Source organism: Micromonospora sp. DT46 (assembly GCF_049841735.1).
Lineage (GTDB): Bacteria > Actinomycetota > Actinomycetes > Mycobacteriales > Micromonosporaceae > Micromonospora > Micromonospora reichwaldensis.
This window is the reverse complement of record NZ_JBNCKW010000016.1, coordinates 11,821-35,297: the sequence shown is the minus strand read 5'-3', so window position 1 is coordinate 35,297 and position 23,477 is coordinate 11,821. Positions and strand designations below refer to the sequence as shown.

The 23,477-nt window shown below is 72.3% G+C and carries 17 protein-coding genes; 3 read left to right on the top strand and 14 right to left on the bottom strand.

Going from position 1 to position 23,477, the window contains the following annotated elements; all coding sequences use genetic code 11:
• Positions 1-3 precede the first annotated feature (3 nt).
• Genes ACLQ20_RS30615 through ACLQ20_RS30605 form a run of 3 tightly spaced genes read right to left on the bottom strand, consistent with a single transcriptional unit; the run spans position 4 to position 3,266 of the window.
• Positions 4-1,572 (bottom strand): fatty acid--CoA ligase, encoded by a 1,569-nt coding sequence (locus ACLQ20_RS30615; protein WP_225851891.1) that lies wholly within the window; start codon positions 1,570-1,572, stop codon positions 4-6.
• A gap of 37 nt (positions 1,573-1,609) precedes the next feature.
• The gene (locus ACLQ20_RS30610; RefSeq protein ID WP_151452495.1) at positions 1,610-2,182 is read right to left on the bottom strand and encodes an FcoT family thioesterase; all 573 of its coding nucleotides are present in this window, start codon (positions 2,180-2,182) and stop codon (positions 1,610-1,612) included.
• 55 nt (positions 2,183-2,237) lie between these two features.
• Complete coding sequence (locus ACLQ20_RS30605; RefSeq protein WP_192581223.1) at positions 2,238-3,266, bottom strand: AfsR/SARP family transcriptional regulator; 1,029 nt, start codon at positions 3,264-3,266, stop codon at positions 2,238-2,240.
• A gap of 290 nt (positions 3,267-3,556) precedes the next feature.
• Here ACLQ20_RS30605 and ACLQ20_RS30600 point away from each other — a divergent pair, with 290 nt between their 5' ends.
• The 3 genes from ACLQ20_RS30600 to ACLQ20_RS30590 all read left to right on the top strand — a co-directional run bounded on the left by ACLQ20_RS30600 (position 3,557) and on the right by ACLQ20_RS30590 (position 8,112).
• Positions 3,557-5,863 carry a TOMM precursor leader peptide-binding protein gene (locus tag ACLQ20_RS30600; protein ID WP_327030690.1) on the top strand — a complete coding sequence of 769 codons (2,307 nt, stop codon included), beginning with the start codon at positions 3,557-3,559 and terminating at the stop codon, positions 5,861-5,863.
• 44 nt (positions 5,864-5,907) lie between these two features.
• Positions 5,908-7,377, top strand: coding sequence for a SagB family peptide dehydrogenase (locus tag ACLQ20_RS30595; RefSeq protein ID WP_151452492.1), 1,470 nt, complete (start codon positions 5,908-5,910; stop codon positions 7,375-7,377).
• A gap of 138 nt (positions 7,378-7,515) precedes the next feature.
• Positions 7,516-8,112 carry a response regulator transcription factor gene (locus ACLQ20_RS30590; protein WP_425858299.1) on the top strand — a complete coding sequence of 199 codons (597 nt, stop codon included), beginning with the start codon at positions 7,516-7,518 and terminating at the stop codon, positions 8,110-8,112.
• Here the strand turns inward: ACLQ20_RS30590 and ACLQ20_RS30585 are convergent.
• From ACLQ20_RS30585 to ACLQ20_RS30535, 11 genes are all read right to left on the bottom strand, one after another.
• On the bottom strand, positions 8,008-9,207 hold the full coding sequence (locus tag ACLQ20_RS30585) for a histidine kinase (RefSeq protein ID WP_151452491.1): 1,200 nt from the start codon (positions 9,205-9,207) through the stop codon (positions 8,008-8,010). The genes ACLQ20_RS30590 and ACLQ20_RS30585 overlap by 105 nt on opposite strands.
• Before the next feature lie 544 nt (positions 9,208-9,751).
• Positions 9,752-10,327, bottom strand: coding sequence for a sigma-70 family RNA polymerase sigma factor (locus ACLQ20_RS30580; protein ID WP_151452490.1), 576 nt, complete (start codon positions 10,325-10,327; stop codon positions 9,752-9,754).
• Between the two features lie 263 nt (positions 10,328-10,590).
• Entirely contained in the window at positions 10,591-11,370 is a 780-nt protein-coding gene (locus ACLQ20_RS30575; RefSeq protein ID WP_151452489.1) for an ABC transporter ATP-binding protein, read from the bottom strand.
• Positions 11,367-12,467, bottom strand: coding sequence for an iron ABC transporter permease (locus ACLQ20_RS30570; protein WP_327030689.1), 1,101 nt, complete (start codon positions 12,465-12,467; stop codon positions 11,367-11,369). Before ACLQ20_RS30570 ends, ACLQ20_RS30575 begins: the two co-directional genes overlap by 4 nt.
• A gap of 5 nt (positions 12,468-12,472) precedes the next feature.
• The gene (locus ACLQ20_RS30565) at positions 12,473-13,501 is read right to left on the bottom strand and encodes an ABC transporter substrate-binding protein (RefSeq protein WP_151452487.1); all 1,029 of its coding nucleotides are present in this window, start codon (positions 13,499-13,501) and stop codon (positions 12,473-12,475) included.
• A complete protein-coding gene (locus tag ACLQ20_RS30560; protein ID WP_358122149.1) occupies positions 13,498-14,979 on the bottom strand; it encodes an MFS transporter in 1,482 nt (493 codons plus the stop codon). The genes ACLQ20_RS30565 and ACLQ20_RS30560 overlap by 4 nt, the downstream gene beginning before the upstream one ends.
• The gene (locus ACLQ20_RS30555) at positions 14,976-18,806 is read right to left on the bottom strand and encodes an amino acid adenylation domain-containing protein (RefSeq protein ID WP_425858293.1); all 3,831 of its coding nucleotides are present in this window, start codon (positions 18,804-18,806) and stop codon (positions 14,976-14,978) included. The genes ACLQ20_RS30560 and ACLQ20_RS30555 overlap by 4 nt, the downstream gene beginning before the upstream one ends.
• Positions 18,799-19,035 (bottom strand): phosphopantetheine-binding protein, encoded by a 237-nt coding sequence (locus ACLQ20_RS30550; protein ID WP_425858291.1) that lies wholly within the window; start codon positions 19,033-19,035, stop codon positions 18,799-18,801. Before ACLQ20_RS30550 ends, ACLQ20_RS30555 begins: the two co-directional genes overlap by 8 nt.
• A gap of 93 nt (positions 19,036-19,128) precedes the next feature.
• Positions 19,129-20,001 (bottom strand): (3R)-3-[(carboxymethyl)amino]fatty acid oxygenase/decarboxylase, encoded by an 873-nt coding sequence (gene scoE / locus ACLQ20_RS30545; protein ID WP_151452485.1) that lies wholly within the window; start codon positions 19,999-20,001, stop codon positions 19,129-19,131.
• Positions 20,002-20,106: 105 nt separating this feature from the next.
• On the bottom strand, positions 20,107-20,952 hold the full coding sequence (locus ACLQ20_RS30540; RefSeq protein WP_151452484.1) for an alpha/beta fold hydrolase: 846 nt from the start codon (positions 20,950-20,952) through the stop codon (positions 20,107-20,109).
• Between the two features lie 45 nt (positions 20,953-20,997).
• A partial coding sequence (locus ACLQ20_RS30535) for a heavy metal translocating P-type ATPase (protein ID WP_425858290.1) occupies positions 20,998-23,477 on the bottom strand: 2,480 nt, incomplete at its 5' end.

Below are 23,477 nucleotides of genomic sequence, written 5' to 3'. Positions count from 1 at the left end.
CGATCAGCTCACCCTGCGCTCGTGACCCTGCCAGAATCGCTCGCGCAGCTCGCGGCGCAGGATCTTGCCGCTGGGGTTGCGGGGCACCCGGTCGATGAACTCGTAGTGCAGGGGCTGCTTGAAGGCGGCGAGCTTGCCGCGCAGGTGCAGGGCGAGGTCACTCTCGGTGAGCTGCTGCCCCTCCACCGGCACCACGAACGCGTGCACGGCCTCGCCCCAGCGCTCGTCCGGCACGCCCACGACGGCCGACTCGGCGACCAGCGGGTGGCGCCCGATGACGTGCTCGACCTCCGCCGGGTAGACGTTCTCCCCCGCCACGATGATCATGTCCTTGATCCGGTCCCGGATGAACAGGTAGCCGTCCTCGTCCAGCACCCCCGCGTCACCGGTGACGACCCAGCCGTCGACGAGCGTCTTCGCCGTGGCCTCGGGCAGGTTCCAGTACTCGACCATCGCCGCCGGCGTACGCAACCAGACCTCGCCGATCTCGCCGGGCGGCAGCGGCTCGCCCCGGCTGTCGGCGATCTTGACCTCGAAGCCCGGGTAGGGGCGTCCCGCCGCCTGCATCCGCCCGCTGTCCGGCGTGTGGTCGGCCGGGGGCAGGCAGATGGCCGTGTTGCCGGTCTCGGTCAGCCCGTAGATCTGGGCGAACTCGCAGCCGAAGCCCTCGACGCAGCGGGCCAGCAGCGCCGCCGAGATGGGCGCGCCACCGTAGACCACCTTGCGCAGCGAGGTGAAGTCCTCCTTCGACACGCCGGGCTCCGCCAGCAGCAGCCGCAGCATCGCGGGCACCAGGCAGGCGGTGGTGACGCGCAGCGTCCTGATCAGCTCGACCGCGCCCGCCGTGGTGAACTCGCGCATCACCACGTTCGTCACGCCCGACACGAAGCCCTGCGTCGCCCACCACAGGCCGCCGATGTGGAAACCGGCCATGCCGACGAGGCTGACGTCGCCCTCGCGCCAGTCGATCCAGTCCAGCTCCGCCGAGGCGAGCGCCTGGCGTACCGCGAAGAAGCTGCGGTGCGCGAGGACGACGCCCTTCGGCAGGCCCGTCGTTCCGCTGGTGTACATCTGCACCAGCGGCGTGTCGGGGGTGACCCTGGCCAGCACGTTCGCGTCCGGCTGCGCCGACACCCAGGCGGTGAAGCCGGCCCCGGCGGCACCCGGCTCGTCGAGCCCGACCACCCCGGTCAGCGTCGGCAGTTCCGCCGCCAGCTTCTCGGCGACGGCGGCCGAGTCCGAGTCGACGAAGAGCAGGGCCGCGCCCGAGTCGCGCAGGATGTGCTCGACCTCGCCGGCGGCCAGCCGCCAGTTGATCGGCACCAGCACCACGCCCGTCTTCGCGGCGCCGAAGAGCAGCTCGTAGTAGTGCTCGGACTCCCTGCCCAGGTAGGCGATGCGGTCCCCGGGGCGCAGGCCCGCCGCCTGGAGGGCGCGCGCGACCTGGTTGCTGACGCGGTGCAGGGTGGCGTAGTCGACGCGCCGGCCCTCGCAGACCATGGCGACGACGTCCGGCTGCTGGACGGCGTGCCTGCGCACCACGTCGACGAGGGTGCGCAACTGAACAGTCACCGGGGTCCTCCTCAGGGGACGTACGGGTGGAGGCGGCTCACGCCGCGTCGGCCTGGAAACGCATGCCGGGCGGGTTGACCAGCGCCATCCGTACCTCGCCGTCGGCGACGCCACCCTGGGTGTCCCAGAAGCGCCAGGGCATGTCGATGATCTGGACCGGCTTGCTGCGGTTGCGCTCGCTGAACTCGGCGAAGGAGACCTCGCCGTGGAACGACGACGAGTCGATCGGCCGGCGGAACCTGCTGGTGAAGTTCGCGATGAGCATGTCCGGCAGCTGCTTGGCCCAGTAGTCCTCCATCGTCCACGCGGCCAGCGCGGGCACCGCCCGGTCCTGGACGCACTTGGCGATCAGGTAGTACATGAGCTGGTTGAAGCAGATGTTCACCTCGACCGAGTTGAGGTGACCGGTGTCGTCGATGTAGCACGGGTACGGGATGGCGAACTCGCCCTCCGCGCTCGCCAGCCCGTTGGCGACGGTGACCGTCGCGGACTTGAGGTACTGGGTCTTCGGCCTCGCGTACGGGCGCAGCACGTCCGAAAGCAGTCCCGGGTCGTTGGCAAATGTCGCACGCCCGATAGGCGCACTGTTCTTCACCGGCGATGTGGTCATTGCTATTCCTCCTTTGCGCACGAGTGCGAAATTGAAGGTAATCGCGGCCGGCCCATCAGCCGGTAACAGCGGAAGAACTCAGCCGACGCCCGTGGCGGACCCGGCCGACGAGCCGGTCCAGCAGCATGTCGGAGGTGAGCGACAGGTCCGCGAGCAGCGGGTCGGTCGACAGCAGCGCCAGGTGCAGCGCCTGGATCCGCTCCGAGGGCTCGATGCCGAGTTCGTTCATCATCCGCCGCCGGAACCGCAGGTAGACCTCCAGCGCCGCCGGCGTACGCCCCGACCGGTGCAGCGCGAGCATCAGCATCGTGTGCGCCGACTCGTGCAGCGGGTGCTCCACGACCAGCGACGCGAGCTCGGAGGTCGCCTCCCGGTGCCGGCCCAGGCAGAGGTCGGCGTCGATCCTAGTGGTGTACGCGTAGAACCGCCGCTCCTCGAGCCGCGCGGCCTGGGCGCGCAGTTGCGGGCCCCACTGGCCCTGGTGCACGACGTTGCCGCGCCAGAGCGCCAGCGACCGGCGCAGGTGCGCGCCCGCCTGTTCGTAGTCGCCCGCGTGCATCGCCGCGGTGCCCGCCGTGACCAGCTCGTCGAACTCGACGATGTCGAGCTGCTTCGGGTCCACCCGCAGCGTGTAGCCCCCGGAGCAGGTGAGCAGGACGTCGCGCGCGATGTCCTCGACGGAGCCGCCGAGCACGCCGCGGAAGAGCTTGCGCACCTTGAACATGTACGTCTGGAGGGTGGCGTGGGCGGTGCGGGGCGCCCCCGTGCTCCACAGCTCCCGGACGAGCACCGACGCGCCGACCGGCTGGTTCACGTTGAACAGCAACGCGGACAGGACCAGCCGCAGCTTCGGTGCGCTCGGTGCGATGTCGACCCCGTCGTGCCGGATGACGAGCGGGCCGAGCAGTTCGAACCGCAGCCCGGCGAGCGGGTTCCCCGCCGGGTGCCGTGGCGGCACGACCGGCGGCGGCTCGGGGCGCCGGACTTCCGTCGCGGGTTCGGCCGCCGACTCCAGCAACGCGGCGAGGAGCGTCAGTTTCTCCTCGTGCGACATCGATCCCAGTTCCGCAAACTTGGTAATCATTTCGCCGACCTCGCTATCAGTCGGATCCACCGCACTTTCCACCGCCGACGAGTGCGTCGGCGACTGGTTCCGTGACGGGAGCGACGATTCCGACCAGGGGGAGTCAGGACAGGCTTCCACGCTATTCCAAGCGAAGGTCGAGCCGATAGTGACCGCGTCATGGACGGGCATGACCAAACGAGGGGGCAGCATGTGACCGCGGCACTTGCCCGCAGCCTGCGCTGCCGCGAGGCTGGCTGGAGGCACGCTGGAGTGTCGCTGGAGCGGCACTGGTCGAGCAGGGAGCAGCCATGTCGGGTGGGGATGCACAGCTGCGCGTCGGGTTCAAGCGGCACCTGCGGGCCCACGTGGTACGCGGTGACGCGGTCTACCTGCTCTCCGAGCGCGGCGCGACCTCGGTCAGCGGGGCGCACGTCGAGGCCCTGGCCCCGCTGCTCGACGGCACCCGTGACCTGGCGGAACTCGTCCGGGACAGTCCGGCCGGAATGTCGCCCGCCGAGATCGGCACGGTCGTCCGGCGGCTCGTCGACGCCGGCCTGGTGACGCTGCGGCCGGCGCGGGAGGCGGAGGCCGACGAGCCCGCGCTCGCGTACTGGGAGGCGGCGGGTCTGGACCCCACCGCCGCCGTACGGGCCACCGCCGCCGCCCGGGTCGACCTCGTCCGCGTCGGCGGCCGTGCGGCGGATGCCGTGGCGGCGACAGACGCGCTGCGCGCGGCCGGGTTGACGGTGACGCCGGTTTCCGGGAACTTTTCGGCCCCGCCCGCCGACTTATCGATTGTGCTCTGTGAGGACTACCTCGACGAGGGGTTGGCTGCCGTCGACGCCGCGCATCGCGCGGCAGGCCGGCCCTGGCTCCTCGCGAAGCCGGGCGGCGCACAGGTGTGGGTGGGGCCCGTGTTCGACCCCGCCGCCGCGACGGGGTGCTGGCACTGCCTGGGGCACCGGCTGCGCGGCCACCGCCAGGCCGAGACGCGCCTGCGCGCCGTCGTCGGCTCCGACACGGAGATCGGCACCCCGCCGGTGTCGCTGCCCCCGCTCGGCGCCGCCGCCCTGCACCTGGTGGCGTTGGAGGCCGCGAAGTGGACGGCCGGGCTCCGGCACGACGGGCAGCGCACGGTGTGGACGTTGGACAGCGTCACCCTGCGCGGCGCCCACCACGAGGTGCGCGCCCGGCCGCAGTGCCCCGAGTGCGGCGACCCCGGCATCGAGCGGGACCGGGCGTTCCGTCCGGTGCCGCTGCGCAGCCGGCCGAAGGCGTCCCGCAGCGGCGGCAGCCACCGCGCCCTGCCGCCGGAGCGGGTGCTGCGCGACTACGGGCACCTGGTGAGCCCGGTCAGCGGCGTGGTCAAGGAGATCACCCGCGACGGGCGGGGCCCGGCCTTCTTCAACTCGTTCCGCTCCGGCCCGAATCTCGCGATGACCACCCGCAGGAACGCGGAGCAGATGCGTTTCGCGCTGCGGGCCGAGAACGGCGGCAAGGGCGTGACCCCCGTGCACGCCGAGGTGAGCGCGCTGTGCGAGGCCATCGAGCGGCACAGCGCGTACTTCCACGGCGACGAGGCCCGGGTCACCGGCAGCTACACCGAGCTGGCGGGCACCGCCGTCCACCCCGACGACTGCCTGCTGTTCGACGAGCGACAGTACGCCGACCGCGACCGCTGGAACGCCACCTGCTCGCCGTTCCAGTACGTGTGCGCGCCGTTCGACGACGCGGCCGTGACGAGCTGGACGCCGGTGTGGTCGCTCACCGAGCAGCGGCACCGCCTGCTGCCCACCTCGATGCTCTACTTCAACGTGCCGGAGCAGCACGGCGGCATGTCGCTGTGCGCGGACTCCAACGGCAACGCCGCCGGCAGCAGCCTGGAGGACGCGCTGCTCCAGGGCCTGCTGGAGGTGGTGGAGCGCGACGCCGTGGCCCTCTGGTGGTACAACCGCACCCAGGCCCCCGCGGTGGACCTGGACAGCTTCCGCGACCGCTGGATCGACGAGCTGCGGGAGGTCTACGCGGGCCTGCACCGCGAGGTGTGGGTGCTGGACGTGTCGTCGGACGTCGGGATCCCCACCATGGCCGCGCTGTCCCGGCGCACCGACAAGCGGTGCGAGGACATCATGTTCGGCTTCGGCACCCACCCCGACCCGCGGGCGGCGCTGGTCCGCGCGCTCACCGAGATGAACCAGTTGATGCCGACCGTGGCGGAGGTCGGCGGCGACGACGACGGCGGGTACGGCTGGTCCGATCCGGACGCCGTACGGTGGTGGCGCACCGCCACCTGGGCCGGGGACGCCTACCTGCGGCCCGATCCGGCGGTGCCGGCGCGCCGGCTCGCCGACTACCGCCACACCCCGACGGACGATCTGCTGGCCGACGTCCGCTCGGTGCAGCACAGGTTGGAGGCACTGGGGCTCGACGTGCTCGTGCTCGACCAGACCCGCCCGGACGTCGGGCTCCCCGTGGTGAAGGCCATCGTGCCGGGGATGCGCGGCTTCTGGGCGAGGTTCGCGCCGGGCAGACTGTTCGACGTCCCGGTGCAGCTCGGCAGGCTCGACCGCCCCACGGAGTACGAGAACCTCAACCCGATACCACTTTTCGTGTAGAGCGGGGTGCACGTGGCCCCAGCCACGCCCGTCGAGGAGCCAGGTTGCCATCCGACGCCGACACGTCCCGCCCCGGACCGAGCCTGTCGCTGTGGTCCTTCCGGGACGACGTGACCATCGAGACGGCTGAGGACGGCAGTCTGACCATCCTCACCCGCTGGGGCGACGTCCCGGTGGGCCGCCCCGCGCCCGCCGTCGAGGAGGTCCTGCACCGCATGACCTACGGGCCGGTCGCGCTCGGCAACGTCGCCGGGCTGGACGGGCGCGCCCTCCGGTCGGTCCTCGACCGGCTGCCCGGCCGGATAGTCCGCTCGCTCGGCTCGCGGGACTCGCCGGTGCCGCTGCTGTCCGTCCAGCCGGTGTCCCCGCTGGGGGTGTTCGAGCTGCCGGAGGTGGCCGAGGACCAACCGGTCAGGCTGTCCCGTTTCGCGTTCGCCCACCAGCGGGACGGCGAGCTGGTGCTCGAGTCCCCGCTGTCGCACCACCGGGTGGTGCTGCACCGGCCGCAGGTGTCGCTGGTGCTCGGCGCGCTCCCCCGCGCGACCACCGTCGTCGAGGTGGCGCGGCGGGTCGGCCTGGCGCTGCCCGGGGTGGCCGACATCGTCGCCTACCTGGTCGGCACGGGCATGGTCGTCGTCGGTGAGGCCGGCACGTCGCGGTTCCACGAGGACTCCGACCCCACGCTGGCGATGTGGTCGCCGTACGACCTGCTGTTCCACTCGCGCAGCAGGCTCGGCACGCACGACGACCCCGCCGGCGCGACGTTCCGTCACCTCGCGACCCTGCCGCCCCCGGCCGCCGTCAAGCCGGCGCCCGCCGGGCCGCGGATCCCGATGTACCGGCCGCCCGTCTCGGTGCCGCACGGGATGACGCTCACCGAGGCCGTCGACCGGCGCCGGTCCACCCGCGCGTTCGCCGAGGCGGCGCCGTCGACCCGCGAACTCGGGGAACTGCTGTTCCACGCGGCGCGGGTCCGGATGCAGACGGTGGCCACGGCTCCCGACAACGTGCGGTACACGGTGACGCGACGGCCGTATCCCAGCGCGGGTTCGCTGTACGAGCTGGAGTTGTACCTGACGGTGGACCGCTGCCCGGACCTGCGGCGCGGGATCTACCACTACAGCCCGGTCGAGCACGCGCTGACCCTCGTCAACGCCAGTCCGGCGGACATCGACGAGATGCTCGTCAACGCCCGGGTGTCCGTCGGGGACCGGCGGCCCCCGCCGGTGCTGATCACCATGACCGCACGGGTGGGCAGGCTCTCCTGGGTGTACGACAGCATCTCCTACGCCACCACCCTGAAGCACGTCGGCATGCTCCAGCAGACGCTCTGCCTCGTCGCCACGATGCTCGGGCTCGCCACGTGCGCCCTGACTATGGGCGACGCCAGGGTTTCCGCATCGGCGTTCGGGCTCGACTGGCCGGCGGAGGTCGGGGTCGGCGAATTCGCCATCGGACTACCCGAAAACGACATGTCCTGTAACGACGAGTACCTGGGCGTGCACGGAATGTGAATGGGTCGATCGACCGTCGGCAAATGGCTCGGCGACGCTTCGCACGTGGGCGCGAAAACAGCATTCAGGATGTGTGCGGGCGCGTGATAGAACGGGGTTAATTGCGCCGGCCCGACAGGGGATGCCAAGTTGATCAAGGTGTTGTTGGCCGAGGACATGCACATGGTCCGCGATGCGCTGGTCGCGTTGCTCAACCTGGAGCCGGACATCGAGGTCGTCGCCGCGGTCGCCTCGGGCACGGAGATCCTCCCCATGGCGCGGCGGTTCCGGCCCGACGTCGCCGTGATCGACATCGACCTGCCGGGCAAGGACGGGCTCTCCGCCATCGCCGACATCCAGGCCCACCTGCCGGAGATCCGCACCCTGGTCCTGACCGCGCTCGGCCGACCGGGCACCCTGCGCCGGGCGTTGTCCGCGAAGGCGACCGGCTTCCTGCTGAAGGACGCCCCGACCGAGCAGCTGGTCGACGCCATCCGCAGCGTCGCCGCCGGTCGCCGGGTCGTCGACAGCCAACTCGCGATGTCCGCCTGGGACAGCGCCGAGTGCCCCCTCACGGCGCGCGAGACCGAAGTCCTCCGCCTCACGGCGGAGGGACTCCAGGCCGTCGACATCGCGGCGCAGATGTTCCTGTCAGTCGGCACCGTCCGCAACTACCTGACCACGATCGTCAACAAGCTCTCCGCGCGCAACCGCGTCGACGCCATCCGGGTCGCCCGGGAGGCCGGCTGGTTGTGACCGGGACGCCCCGTGGCGCTCCAGCCGCAGGGGCACCCGGGCGCAGAGCCGGAACTGGTCCGGCTGCTGGTCGACCGTCAGCGAGCCGCCGATCTCCTCGGCGCGTACGCACAGGTTGCGCAGCCCGTTCCGCCCGCTGCCCGGGTCCCTGGGCGGCCCGACGGCCAGGTCGTCGTTCACGATCTCGATCCAGGCGTCGTCCTGCGTCTGCCGGATGGTGATGTCGCAGCGCTTGGCCTTGCTGTGCCGCAGGATGTTGGTCACCCCCTCCCGCAGCACCGTGGCGAGCACCGTGCTCACCTGGACCGGCAGGTCCAGGTGGTCGCTGTCCAGCCGCACCTGGATGTCCGCGGCGGACAGCACGGACACGGCGGACCGGCACTCCTCCTCCAGCGACAGTTCGCGGTAGCCACTGGCGACGGTCCGCGCGTCGGAGAGGGCGACCCGCGATATCTCCAGGATCTCCAGCAGCTGGTCGCTCGCCTCCTGCGGCGACTTCTCCATCAGCCGGTGCACCAGCTCGATCTTGAGCGAGATGGCGGACAGGCTGTAGCCGAGCAGGTCGTGCAGGTCGCGGGCGAACCGCAGCCGCTCCCGCAGCACCGCCATGCGGGCGATCTCCGCACGGCTCTCCTGCACCTCGACGACGAGGGCGGTCAGCCGGGACAACCCGTACACCACGAGCCCCGTCGTGACGGTGGAGATCGCGGTGTAGAGCATGTCGATCGGCGCACGGGTGAAGATCCACTGTGCGACGGCCATCGAGGCGACGATGAGGACGAAGGTCACCCACGCCGTGACCGCCCGCAGCACGAGCAGCACGCTGCCGGCCAGGAAGCCCGGCATGCCGACCCACGCCTGCCCGAAGGTCAGGATCGGCAGATAGACCAGCGCGGCCTGGGTGGCGAGGACGCCGTAGCCCAGCGGCGTGCGCAGGCGTCCGTTGTCCCGGCCGTACCACAGCAACTGCATCGCCATCAGGACGGCGATGCACGTGAACGACAGCGCGATGGCCACCGGACCGACCGGCAGGAACATGACGTGGATGAAGCCGATGAGGCTGATGCTTGCGAAGACGGCGGTGACGACGCCCATCGCGAGACGGGGCGCCGGTAGCGGCGCGGCCCCTCGCGATGATGAGCGCCCTGATGTGACGGAGAGGTTCACGGCAGCAGCGCTCTCGTTTGTTCTAGCGCAGCCAGCGTACGCCCAGAGGCCAACTGGCCCCGTACCCGGTGTGGCCGGCCCCCCGCCAGCCGCGATGCCCGGTAGCGGGCGTCGATCCAACAACCACGACACACTCCCCAGTGATCGACCCGAGGGCGGGAATGCCTCGTCGACCCGCGCAACAACCCGGTGCGGCCGATCGGACGCCGACAGGCGTCGCACCCCACAGAGTTGTTACGCAACGCAAACGTTTTTGACGGATTCCCGGCCCCGAATTGCGATGTGCCCTTACGGACACCTTCCCCCTTGAGGGTCGACCTTTCCACAAAAAAATGACGGCCGTCAAGCCGTCCACCCCTGGCCGCCGCAGCGCGAAAGGGTCCTAATCGATGCTAGGGAACATTTGCCACCGTCACGTCATATCCTCTAGTAGGGACATTTGACGCGGTGACCGCCGCGCGGTGGCGAGGGCCTACCGGGGCAGCGCCGGACGCCGCCGAGGGGCCGGTGCCAGGACCGACACGAGGTCGCGGCGGGCCCGCGCGACGCGGGAGCGGATCGTGCCGACGGGACAGCCGCACAGTGCGGCCGCCTCCGCGTAGCCGAGGCCGACGACCTGGGTGAGCACGAACGCGGCACGGCGGGCCGCGGGCAGCGTGCGTACCGCGAGGTTGAGCGCGACCGTGTCGTCCGGGCCGGGCAGGTGGTGGGCCGCGGAACGCTCCGCGGTGGCCTGCCAGTCCTGGTCGGACACGATCCGGGGCCGGCTCGCGGCGGCGCGGAAGTGGTCTGCGGCCACGTGCCGCGCGATGGCCAGCAGCCAGGACCGTGCGTGGTGGCGCCCGGTGAACTGGTGCGCGCTGCCCAGCGCGCGGACGAACGTCTCCTGCGTCAGGTCCTCGGCGTCGGCGTACCCGACCAGGTAGACCAGGAATCGCCAGACGTCACGCTGCGTGCTGCGGACGAGAGGATCCGCCGCGGAACGGTCGCCGCGCCCGACGGCCAGGGCCAGAGCCGTGACCGCGCTTTCTTCCAGTGGCTCCGACATGAATTCACGGTAACCATGCGGGATGCCGAGAAGAAGGGATTCCAGTGGCAGTCCAGTCGGCCTCATCGCCGGGAACCAGAATTCGATGGAACCGTTCGGCCAGCGTGCCGGGCGTCCCGGGGACCGCGCGGCGCACGGGCGCGGTGAAGGCGGCGACGGGCGCGCGCCCGACGGGGGCCGCGCGCCCGGGGCGCGCCGCCTGCCCGTCGGGGCGCCGCCCGGCCGGATCCGGCCGGGCGGCGGGCACGTCCGCTGCACCCGGCTCAGCCCGTCTTGGCCAGCGGCCGGGCGCCGTACGTGACGCGGACGACCCCGTCCTCGTGACGTTCCGTCTCGGCGGTGACCCCGAAGACCCCGGACAGCACCTGGGGCGTGAGCGCCTCCAGCACCGGCCCCGACGCGACCACCTCCCCGCGGTCCAGCACGACGAGGCGGTCGCAGCTGCGCACCGCGAGGTCCAGGTCGTGCAGCACCGCCAGCGTGGTGACGGCCAGCGTGTGCACCAGTTCCAACAGCTCGAACCGGGCCCGGATGTCCAGGTGGTTGGTCGGCTCGTCGAGCACCAGGAGCTGCGGCTGCTGGGCCAGCGCCCGGGCGAGCAGCACCCGCTGCCGCTCACCGCCGGACAGCGAGCCGTAGATCCGGTCCGCGTGCCCCAGCATGCCGGTGCGCTCCAGCGCGTCGGCGACGATGTCGTTGTCGTCGGCCGTCTCGCGGTCGAACACCCCCTTGTGCGGGGTCCGGCCCAGCGCGGCGACCTCCCGCACGGTCAGGCCCGGCGGGGTGGGGCTGTTCTGCAAGACGGCGGCGGTCCGCCGCGCGGCCGCCCGCGCCGACAGCGACCAGACGTCCTCGTCGCCGAGCAGCACCTGCCCGCCGGCGGGCCGGACCGACCGGTAGATGGTCCGCAGGAGCGTGGACTTGCCGCTGCCGTTGGGGCCGATCAGGCCGACGACCTCGCCGGGCGCGACCTCCATGCTGACGTCGCGGAGGATCGGCGTACCACCGATGGAGACGCACACCTGCTGCACCTGAAGCTTCATGAGTGGGACAGGCTCCTATCCCGGCGCATCAGCCAGATGAAGAACGGTGCGCCGAAGAGGGCGGTCAGGATGTTGAGGGGCAACTCGTTCGGCGGGTCGACCGTCCGGCACAGCAGGTCGACGATCACGAGGTAGACCGCGCCGACGAGGGCCGCGAGGGGCAGCACCCGGCGGTGGTCCACGCCGAACGCGAGCCGCACCAGGTGGGGCACCATCAGCCCGACGAAGCCGATGCCGCCGGCCACGGCGATGAGCACGCCCGCGAGCAGCGACGTCAGGACGATCGACACGATCCGCAGCCGCTTGACGTCGATCCCGAGGGCGGTCGCCGACTCGTCGCCGGTGACGAGCGCGTTGAACTGCCGGGCGTACATGGTCAGCAGCACGGTCACCGCGAGGACGACCACGCCCGCGACCTGGAGTTGCTCCCAGCGGGCGCCCGCGACGCTGCCGAGCAGCCAGAACATGATCTGGCGCATGTTGTTGGGCGTCGTCTGCAACTGGAGCAGGCTCGTGATCGAGGTGAACACGTAGCTGATCGCGACCCCCGCGAGTACCAGCCGGACCGGGTTGAGCCGGCCGTGTTGCTGCCCGAGGGTGAAGACCAGCGCCACCGCCAGCATCGCGCCGACGAACGCCGCGCCCGACACCCCGAGTCCGCCGGCCGCGCCGGCGCCCAGCGCCATCACGGTGACGGCGCCGACCGAGCCGCCCGCCGACACCCCGAGGATGAAGGGGTCGGCGAGCGGGTTGGCCACGAGGGCCTGCAGCACGACGCCCGCTACCGCGAGCCCGGCGCCGCACAGCGCGGCCAGCAGCACCCGTGGGATCCGGAAGGTCCAGACGATCTGGTCGTGGGCCGGGTCCACGGCGGGGGTCGCCCCGGTCAGGTGCGCCCAGACGATCCGGCCGGTGTCGCCGATGGAGACCGGCACCGAGCCGACGGCCGCCGCGACGAGGATCAGGACGACCAGCAGTACGCCGAGCACGAGCAGGCACAGCGGCAGGGGCGCGCCGTGCAGGGGGGCCGGCCGGGTGGCGTGGCGCTTCGGCGCGGCCGACACCCGGCCGTTGGTGGAACGCGACAAGGTGGTCATGGCGCTCAGAACGCCTCGGGGTGCGCGGCCTGCGCGATCTTGGCGACCGCGAGGTGGTTGCTGGGGCCGAGGTAGATCGAGTCGGACAACACGACGTAGCGGTTGTTCTTCGCCGCGTCCCACTGCGGGAACTGGGCGAGCAGCTTCTTCGCGTCCGCGTCCGGATCCTTCGACATGTAGTTCACGACGAGCAGGACGTCCACGTCGGCCTTGGCGACCTGTTCGCGGGAGAGGTTGGCGAACATCTGGTCGGTGGCGCCCTCGAAGGCGTTCACCGCACCCGACTTGGCCATGATGTCGTTCCAGATCCCGTTGCCGCCGACCGAGCTGAACTCCCCACCCATCGCCATGCCGGGGATGATCAGCATGACCTTCTGCTTCGGCAGGCTCGCGGTCTTCGTCCCGACCTCGGCGATGCGCGCCTTCGAGTCGGCGATGATCTTCTCGGCGCGCTCGGACACCCCGAAGATGGCCCCGAGGTCGCGCAGCAGCGCGTAGCTGTCCTCGACGGTCGGCGTGCCGGAGACCGTGCCGACCTCACCGCACGAGCTCTTCGGGGCGTACGTGTTGGCCCCCACGGCCGCGAGGTCGTCGCGGGTGGCGAAGCCCGCCTCGGCGCGGAAGCCGCCGTCGTACGTGGAGATCACGAAGTCGGGCGTCAGCCCGATCATGGCCTCGCGCGGGATGTCCGACATGTCGTTGAGCTTGATGTTGCCCGTCGGCAGCTTCTTGATCGCGTCGACCCGGCCGTCGACCTCGGAGGCGCCGTAGGACTGCGCGTTGGCGACGATCCGGTCGGCGACGCCGAGTTCCAGCAGCGCGGAGACCTCCGCGACCGACCCGCCGTTCATCACGACCACGCGGCTCGGCGCCTGCTGGTAGGTGTACTTCTTGCCGCAGTTGCTGATCGTCACCGGGTAGCCCGCCTTCGGCGGGTCGTTCGACTGGCCGGCCTCGCTCTTGGCCGTCGAGCATGCCGTCGTGAGAAGCAGGGCGGCGACGGCCGCCGCGAGGGGGAGTCGCTTGAGTTTCATCCGGTCCTCCGAGCAGTTGACGTGGCGACGGGCGACGGCGCCGCCGCCTCTTCCGGTTCCGCTGCCGCGGCCGCGGGCTTGGGCAGGTGGTGCAGACGGACACTGACCAGGCCGGCGCAGATCGCGGAGGCCGCGAGCAGGAGCGCGGTGACCGCGAAGGCCGTCGCGTGGTCGGCGAAGGGCACGTCGGGGTCGCCGGGCGTCGCGCCGAGCACGGTGCGGTAGCAGACCCCCGCGACCGCGACCCCGAGCGCCAGGCCGAACTGCGTCACGGTGGTCGCCATGCCGGACGCCGCGCCCGCCTCGGCGGGCCTGACCCGGCCGAGGATCCCGGCCACCAGGGGTGAGACGACCAGGCCCTGCCCGAAGCCGGCCAGCGTGACCACCGCGACGAGCATGGGCGCCTGCGCGGACTCGGGCGCCTGGACGACGGCCGCGCTGGCCAGCAGGACGGCGGCGAGCAGGCCGCAGCCCACGGCCGGGGTCGGCGCCGGGACCAGGCGTGCCACCCGGCGGCTCGCCGCGGAGCCCAGCGAGAAGCCGATCCCGAGCGGTACGAACATCAGCGCCGCCGTGAGCGGCGTGAAGCGCAGCCCCGTCTGCAGGTAGTAGGTGAACACGAGGAAGAGCCCCGAGTTCGTGGCGAACAGCGCCAGCACGGTCACCAGGGACAGCCGCATCCCGGGGGCGGTGACGACCCGCGGCGGGAACAGCGGCTCGCCGCCCTCGCGATGCAGGCGCCGCTGCTGGCGCACCAGCACGACGGCCAGGACGAGGGCGAGCGGCACGCCGAGCCACAGCCACGGCGAGCCGTCCGTCCCGAAGACCAGGGGCACGAGCAGGGCCGGCGCCGCCACGATGGTGAGCGCCGCGCCCGCGAGGTCGAGGCGGTGCGGCGCCTTCGGCACGGTACGCGGCAGGATCCCGCCCAACGCCAGGATCGCGATCCCGACGGGCACGTTGACGAGCAGCGCCGGCCGCCAGCCGAGGCCGAAGAGGTCGGCCTCGACGATGAGACCGCCGCCCGCGATGCCGCTGATCACGCCCAGGCCGATGACCACGCCGTAGACGCTGATGGCCCTCGCCAGCCGCTCCGGGTCCTGCATCGTGGCCCGGATGATCGCGAGCACCTGGGGTGCCATGAACGCCGCCGTGGCGCCCTGCAGGAAGCGGGCCACGATGAGCAGGTCGGCGTCCGGCGCGATGCCGCACAGCAACGAGGTCACCGTGAAGCCGGCGACGCCCCAGAGGAACACCGTGCGGTGGCCCATCCGGTCGCCGAGCCGCGCGCCGGTGACCATCAGGGCCCCGAAGGCGATCACGTACGCGGCGCCGACGAACTGGATCTGGTCGAAGCCCGCGTCGAGGTCGCGCTGGATGGACGGGCTGGCCACGTTGACGACGAAGCCGTCCACCTGGGTCATGAACGTCGCGGCGAGAACCGCGCCGAGTCCGAGCCACTCACGCCGTTCGCTCATGTTGCCCTCCGATGATCGCCGACAGGTGCGAGTACGGCGCCGACCCGCGCCAGGGGACCGGCGGCGAGCATGCCGTCGTGGGTGCAGTCCAGCCGGTGCACGTCGATGCGCCCGTCGACGTGTGGCTCCCAGCTCCGCGGGCCGGGCCAGTCCGGTGTCTTGCCCTCGGTCGCCTCGACGACCAGCACGTCGCCGCCGAGGCGCCGGGGCGTCCAGCCGGCGGCGAGCCGCGAGTTGCGCGCGAAGGCGTCGTACGCGAGGCGACGCTGCGCCTCGTCGAGGCCGCCGAGCACGGCCTGGCCGAGTACGGCGGCGGCGGCGTCGTGCTCGGCGGGCGGCGGCAGCTCCCGCCAGGCGGCCGGCACCGGATACGAGTCGAGCAGCGCGAGCAGGGCCACCGCCTCGCCGGCCTCCGCGAGCTGCGTGGCCATCTCGTGGGCCACCAGGCCGCCGAACGAGGCGCCGAGCAGGTGGTAGGGCCCGGCGGGCTGGATCTCACGGATGCGCCGCACATGGTCGGCGGCCAGGTCGGCGACGCTCGCGCACCCGGCGGCGGCGACCGACTGGAGTCCGTACACCGGGCGGTCGGGCAGGCTCGCCAGCAGCGCGGCGTACGACCACGCCAGCCCGGTCGCCGGCGCGACGCAGAACAGCGGCGGCCCGCTCCCCCGCGTCCGCAGCGGGAGCAGCACCTCCGTCGAGCCGCCGGCGGTGTCCGTGGCGAGCGCCGGCGCGAGCTTCGCGACGGTCGGCGCCTCGAACACCGTCCGGATGCTGATCTCCACGCCGAACTCGGCGCGTACCCGGCCCATCAGCCGGGCGACGAGCAGGGAGTGCCCGCCGAGCGAGAAGAAGTCGTCGTCGATGCCGACCTCCGGCAGGCCGAGCAGGTCGGCGAAGAGACCGCACAGGACCGCCTCGCGGTGGTCGCGGGGCGCGCGGCCGCCGACGGTCGCGGTCAGGTCCGGCGCGGGCAGCGCCGCGCGGTCGAGCTTGCCGTTCGTGGTACGCGGGATCGCCTCCAGCGCGACGAACGCGGGCGGCACCATGTAGTCGGGCAGCCGCTCCGCCACGAACTGCCGCAGCGCGGCGGGCTCCGGCGCGGCGTCGCCCACCGGCACGACGTAGCCGACGAGCCGCACCTGACCGGGCGCGTCCTCGCGGGGCACCACCGCCGCCTGGGCGACCGCGGGGTGGGCCAGCAGGACCGCCTCGATCTCCCCCGGCTCGATGCGGAAGCCCCGGATCTTGACCTGGTCGTCCGCGCGGCCGAGGAACTCCAGGGTGCCGTCGCGCCGCCAGCGGGCGAGGTCGCCGGTGCGGTACATCCGGCTGCCCGGGGGCCCGAAGGGATCCTTCACGAACCGCTCCGCGGTCTGCTCCGGACGGTCGTGGTAGCCGCGGGCGACCGGCGCCCCGGCGAAGTACAGCTCGCCCACCGTGCCCGGCGGCACGAGCCCGCGCGCCGGGTCCAGCACGTACGCCCTGGTGTTGGTCAGCGGCCTGCCCACGATCGGGTCGGCGCTCTCGGAGAGCCGGCACCAGAGGGTGTCGACGGTGCACTCGGTGGGGCCGTACAGGTTGTAGACGGTCGTGCCGGCGTCGCGCAGGGCCGTCCAGAGCGCGGGGCCGGTGGCCTCGCCGCCGAGCGCGAGCACGGCGGGCCGGTGCCGGCCGGCGTCGAGGAAGCCGTTCGCCACCAACTCCTCGGCGTACGTGGGGGTGATGTCCATGAAGTCGATCTCGTGCCGGTCGACGTAGTCGAGCATCGCGGCGGGGTCCCGACGCCGGTCGTCGTCGACGAAGTGCAGCTCGTGGCCGTCGAGCAGCCACAGCAGGCCCTCCCACGACGTGTCGAACGACAGCGACGCGGACAGCGCGGCCCGGCACACCCGGCCGGCGGCCGCCGGCCGGATCATCGTGTCGCGGTGGTGGTGGAAGAGGTTGACCAGACCACGGTGCTCGACCACGACGCCCTTCGGCACGCCGGTGGAGCCGGACGTGTAGATGAGGCAGGCCGCGTGCTCCGGCGCGAGGCCGGTGTCCGGTACGGGCGCGTCGGGCGCCTCGGCCAGCTCCGCGACGGTCGCGGGGGCGTCCACGAGCAGGACCGGGACCTCCGACTGCCGGTGCCCGGCCCACAGCGCCCCGGTGGCGAGCAGCACGACCGGCGCGCTGTCGGCGAGCATCGCCGCGACCCGCCGGGCGGGCAGGTCCGGGTCGACGGGCACGTACGCGGCGCCGGCCTTGAGCACGGCGAGCAGCGCCACGATCGCCTCGGAGGTGCGGGGCAGCAGGAGCCCCACGTGCCGGTCGGGGCCGGCCCCCCGGGCGACGAGCAGGTGGGCGAGGCGGTCGGCGCGGCGGTCGAGTTCGGCGAAGGTCAGCGTGGCGTCGCCGGCCACCAGCGCCGTACGGTCCGGCGTCGCGGCGGCCTGTGCCGCGAACAGCGCGGGTACGGTCACCGCCGGCAGGGGCCGGGCCGTGTCGTTCCACTCCTCCAGGAGGAGCCGGCGCTCGCCGTCGAGGAGCAGGTCGACGTCGGCGACCGGGGTGCCGGCGGCGTCGGTCACGCGGCGCAGGAAGGCCAGGAACCGGGTCAGGTGACCGGTGAGCTCCTCGTCGTCGTAGCAGTTCGGGTTGGCGTCGAGGACGATGCGCAGCCCGCTGCCGTCCGCCCGGTCGTACACGTGGACCACCAGGTCCTCGACGAGCCCGGCGCTGACGTTGTGCACGACGCCCCGGTGCCCGGCGAAGCGCAGGCCGTAGTCGAACGGCATGATGTTGACCGACGGGCCGAACAGCTTGCGCTCGCTGGCGACCATCCGCAGGTCGCGGCGCAGTTGCTCGTAGCGGTAGCGCAGGTGCGGGCGCCCGGCCCGCAGCTCCGCCGCGACCTGCCCGGTGAGGCTGGCCAGCGTGGCGGTGGGCTCGACGCGGACCCACAGCGGCACGACGTTGGTGACCATGCACGGCACCCGCAGCGACACCGAACCGAGCCGCGACATGACCGGCAGCGCGAGCGTCAGCTCGTCCGCGCCGGTCATCCGGTGCAGGTACGCCGCGAAGGCCGCGATGACGGTCTCGCTCCACGTGGTTCCGGTGGCCTTCGCGACCGCCTTCAACGCGTCGATGCCGGCGGTGTCGAGGTCCGCCGTGGCGCGCAGCACCGTCCGCGCCAGCTTCCCGGTGCGGCGGGCGAGCACCACCGGCGCCGGCCTGCCCTGCGCCCGGGACGTCCAGTGCTCGCGGGCGGCGGCGTACCTGTCCGAGTCGGCGTAGGCCCGGTCCTCGTCGACCACGGCGGCCAGCGCACCGAACGTCCGGGGCGGGGGTTCCCGGCCCTCGACGAGGGCGGTGTAGAGCTCGGCGACCCGGCGGGCGACCAGGGACAGCCCGTATCCGTCCAGGGCGATGTGGTGCACGCGCTGGTACCACAGGAGGTGGTCCGGGCCGAGCCGGAGGAACGCCTGCCGGAACAGCGGGTCCTTGCGCAGGTCGACGGGGGTGTCGAGGTCCGCGCGCATCCAGGCCGTCGCGGCGGCGAGCGGATCCGCCTCGGCACTGGTGTCGATGGTGTGCAGCGGCCACGACCCGTCGTCGCGGGGGCGTTGCCACGGGCGTCCGTCGGCGTCCTCCTCGAACACCACGTTCAGCGCCTCGGCCTCGCCGACGGCCCCGCGCACGGCCGCCTCCAGCAGCCGCGCGTCGACCGGGCCGCGGATCTCCACGTACTCGGCGGTGTTGAAGGCGGGGCTGTCCGGGTCGAACTGCTGACCGGTCCAGATGCCCTCTTGGGCCGCGCCCAGCGGCAGCGGCTCAGCCATCGCCGCCCACCAGCAGCTTCAGCCAGTGCTCCACCGTCGGCCGCTCGGCCAGGTCGACGAAGCTGACTTCGGCGCCGGCGTCGCGCCACCGCTCGATGAGCGTCATAAGCCGCACCGAGTCCAGGCCGCAGTCGAACAGATCCTCCGCGTCGAAACTTTCGTCCGGGCGACGGTGGAGCATCTCGGCGACGTCCGCCCTGATCCTCGCCGCCGTCAACTGACCTGCCACGTCATGCCTCTCGACCTCGTGCGATGTGGACACCGGTGGGATCCGACGGTCGACGCCGTCGGATCCCACCGCGGATCGAACGTCCGTGCGGGACTAGGCGGCGTCCACGTCGTCGTAGACGGTGACGCGGTAGGACACGGCCGGCTCCGGCGTCGCGGTGTGCAGCGCCCGGTGGACCAGGCTCTGGTTGTCCCAGAGGAGCATGTCGCCCTTCTCGAACGTCTGGAGGTGGATGTTCTCGTGCTCGTAGGTGCGGTCGAGCTGGCCGGTGGCCGTGAGCAGCTCGGTCAGCAGCTCCGGCCGGTCGTTGCCGTCCGCGTCCTGCACCGACAGCGTGAAGCCCTCGCTCAGGTAGAGCAGGGTCTCGTCCGTGTGCGGGTGCGGGAACGCGAGCGGGCTCGTCACCGGCGGGGTCTTCGCGTTGACCTCGTCGATGATCTCCGAGATCGGCCGGTAGACGTCGGTCGGCCGGATCTTGAAGTACCGCAGCACGCTGTGCGTCGCCGTCTTGTCCTTGACGGCCAGCTTCAGCTCCTCGGAGAGCTGCTCGTAGGCGGTCGCCAGGTTGATGAAGTAGGTGCCCCGGTTCTTCGACGGCACGACCTGCGGGTAGATCATGGTGATGTCGAACGGACGTGGCATGAACTGGTAGTCCGAGTGCCAGAACTTGCCGGTCTTCGGCACCCCGATCTGGCGGCCGTCCTCCTCCTTGACGTTGGAGGAGACGAACACCTCCTTCACCTCGGGGTGGTGGTAGACCGGCTCGTAGTACTCCGCGACCCGGCCCAGCCGCTGGCCGAGCGCCAGGAACTGCCGCGGCGACAGGTCCTGGTTCTTCAGCACGGCGATCTTGTTCGAGTAGATGGCCTTCTTCAGCTCGACGATGTCCTCCGGCGAGGCGGTTTCCGCGTCGAAACCCTCCACGATCACGCCGAACTTCTTTCCAGCCTGCGGGGTGATTTTCATTCGCACTCCTCTGAGCGGTGGTCCCGGGCTCCGCGTACCTCAGTAGTCGCGTCCGGTCGGTCAACAGTTCCCGCCCCGACAGATGTGCGGGGCCGAATTGCCTGCTCAATTACCGCGCTGTGGGTTCACATTTCCGCGAACTCCTCTGCGAGTCTCGGCCTGCCTCTCCCGCAGCACCTGGGCGTGACAGGCGTGGATGACGGCAGCGGCGCCGTGCGGGTCGTCGCGTACGACGAAGTGACCGCTGCCGGGGATGACGTAGTGCTGCGCCCTCGGGAGCACCCGCCGGGCCCGGAGCGCGTCGCGCAACGGGACCACGCGGTCCTGGTCGGCCCACACGAGGTTCACCGGCGTCGTGTCGGTGGCGTCGGCGCGGAACGAGTAGAGCCCCGCGTACCGGCTCAGGGCGGACAGGTCGCTGGTGATCATCGAGTTCACGTCGGCGGCGGCCACGTCCGGCCGGAGGGCGGCGGGCCGGGCCGACACGCTGCCCATGACCATCCTGCGGACCACCCCCCGGTTGAGCAGCCGCCCCCGCGTCCTCGGCCCCACCGCGGCGGTCATCCGCAGGATCGCGTGGGTCCGCACCACGCACATCGAGGCGTGGCAGACCGCCCGGAACCCGATGCTGCACAGGGCGGTCACCGCCGCGACGGGCACCCGACGCGCCAGTTCGAGTGCGATCACCCCGCCGAGCGAGTGCCCGACCACGTGCGGCCTGCGCAGCCCCAGCGCCGCGATCCGCTCCGCGACGTACTCGGCGAGCCTCGGCACGACGTCACGGTCGTACGCGAGCCCCGGCACGCTGCCATGGCCGGGCAGGTCGATCGCGAGGGTCCGGGCGAAGCCCGGGATGCGTTCGACGACGGCGTCCCAGCTCGCCCGGCCGAGACCGGCCGCGTGCAGCAGCAGGAGCTGAGGATCCTCCGCGAGCCGGCTCGGCTCGGCCATGGTGCGGCTCCGTTTCTTTCCGTGCGGACGTGCGCGCTCGACGCGTCAGGAGGCGGTGACCATCGGGGCGCGCGACGCCTCGGCCGTGTCGGCCCGGTCCGGGAGTTCGTTGCCGGCGAGCGCCTTGAACCGCCGCAGCCGCAGGCTGTTCGACACCACGAACACCGAACTGCCGGCCATGATCAGACCCGCCAGCATCGGATTGAGCAGCCCGCTCGCCGCGAGCGGGATCGCCGCGACGTTGTACGCGAAGGCCCAGAACAGGTTGCCCTTGATCGTGCCGAGGGTGCGCCGCGACAGCCGGATGGCGTCCGCGACCACCCGCAGGTCGCCGCGGACCACCGTCAGGTCGCCGGACTCGATCGCCACGTCGCTGCCGGTGCCCATCGCGATGCCCAGGTCGGCCTGCGCGAGGGCGGCGGCGTCGTTGACGCCGTCGCCGACCATCGCGACGACCTTGCCGTCGGCCTGGAGCCGCTTGACCAGCTCCACCTTCCCGGCGGGGAGGACCTCGGCGACCACGTCGTCGATCCCCACCTCCGCCGCGATCGCCGCCGCCACCGCCGCGTTGTCGCCGGTCAGCAGGATCGGGTGCAGCCCCAGCCGCTTGAACTGCGCCACCGCCGCCGCGCTGGTGGACTTCACCCGGTCGGACACGACGAGCATCCCCCGCAGGGCGCCGTCCCAGCCGACCATGACCGACGTACGGCCCGCCGCGTCGGCCGTCGCCTTGGCGGCGACCAGCTCCGGGGGCAGGTCGGTCGCCCACGCGCCCAGCAGCGACGCCCGGCCGACGACGACCTCGTGCCCGTCGACGGTGCCCCGCACGCCGACGCCGGTCTCGCTGGAGAAGTCCGCGACCGGGGGCAGTTCGCCGCACCGGTCCCTGGCTCCCGCGACGACGGCCCGGGCGATGGGGTGCTCCGACGCGCTCTCCAGTGCGCCGGCGAGCCGCAGCAGCTGGACGTCGTCCTCGCCGTCGACGGGCACGACCTCCACGACGGACATCTCGCCGGTGGTCACCGTGCCGGTCTTGTCGAGCACGACGGTGTCGACGGTCCGCGTGGACTCCAACACCTGCGGTCCCTTGATGAGGATGCCGAGCTGGGCGCCCCGGCCGGTGCCGACCAGCAGCGCGGTCGGCGTCGCCAGCCCCAGCGCGCACGGGCAGGCGATGATCAGTACGGCCACGGCAGCGGTGAACGCGGCCGCCGCCGGCTGGCCGGAGCCGAGCCAGTAGCCCAGCGTGGCGAGCGACAGCGCGATCACCCCGGGCACGAACACCGCCGACACCTGGTCCGCGAGCCGCTGGACGGCGGCCTTGCCGGTCTGCGCGTCCTCGACGAGCCTGGCCATCTGCGCGAGCTGCGTCTCGCCGCCCACCTTCGTGGCGCGGACGACGAGCCGCCCGCCGGCGTTCACCGTCGCGCCGACGACCTCGTCACCCGGTCCCACCTCGACGGGCACGGACTCGCCGGTGAGCATGCTCGCGTCGACCGCCGAGGAGCCCTCCTCCACGACGCCGTCGGTCGCCACCTTCTCGCCCGGCCGCACGAGGAACCGGTCGCCGACGGCGAGCGCCGAGATCGGCACGATCGCCTCGGCGCCGTCGCGCAGCACCGTCACGTCCTTGGCGCCCAGCGACAGCAGCGCGCGCAGCGCGGCGCCGGAGCGGCGCTTCGCGCGGGCCTCGAAGTACCGGCCGCAGAGGATGAACAGGGTCACGCCCGCGGCGACCTCCAGGTACATGTTGCCCTCGCCGGGCGTCCGCTCCAGGGTGATCCGGAACGGGTGCCGCATGCCGGGCACGCCGGCGGTGCCGAGGAACAGCGTGTACAGCGACCACACGAACGCGGCGAGCGTGCCCACCGAGACCAGCGTGTCCATCGAGGCGGCGGCGTGCCGGAGGTTGGCGAAGGCGGCCCGGTGGAACGGCCACGCCCCCCACACCACGACCGGCGCGCTCAACGTGAGGCAGGCCCACTGCCAGTACTCGAACTGGAGCTGGGAGAACATCGACATCGCGATGACCGGCACCGCCAGCACGGCGACGACCCAGAGGCGGTGGCGGGCCGCCCGCAGCTCACGGTCGTGCTCGGCCTCCTCCGCGGCCGCCGGATCCGGGACGTCCGCCGCCGGTGCCGCGGGCGGCAGCACCGGCCGGGCCGTGAAGCCGATCTCCTCGACGGCGGCGATCACCGTCTCCCGCGAGACCTGGGGCGCGAGGAGCACCTTCGCCTTTTCGGTGGCGTAGTTGACGGTCGCCTCCACCCCGTCGATGTCGTTGAGGCGCTTCTCGATGCGCGCCGCGCAGGCCGCGCACGTCATGCCGCCGATCAGCAGTTCCAGGTGGTTCTCGGCCCTGGCCGTGCGCGGCTGCACCGGCCGGGCCGTGAAGCCGATCTCCTCGACGGCGGTGATCACCCGCGCCTGCGTGATCCCGGGCGGGAGGAGCACCTTCGCCTTTTCGGTGGCGTAGTTGACGGTCGCCTCCACCCCGTCGATGTCGTTGAGGCGCTTCTCGA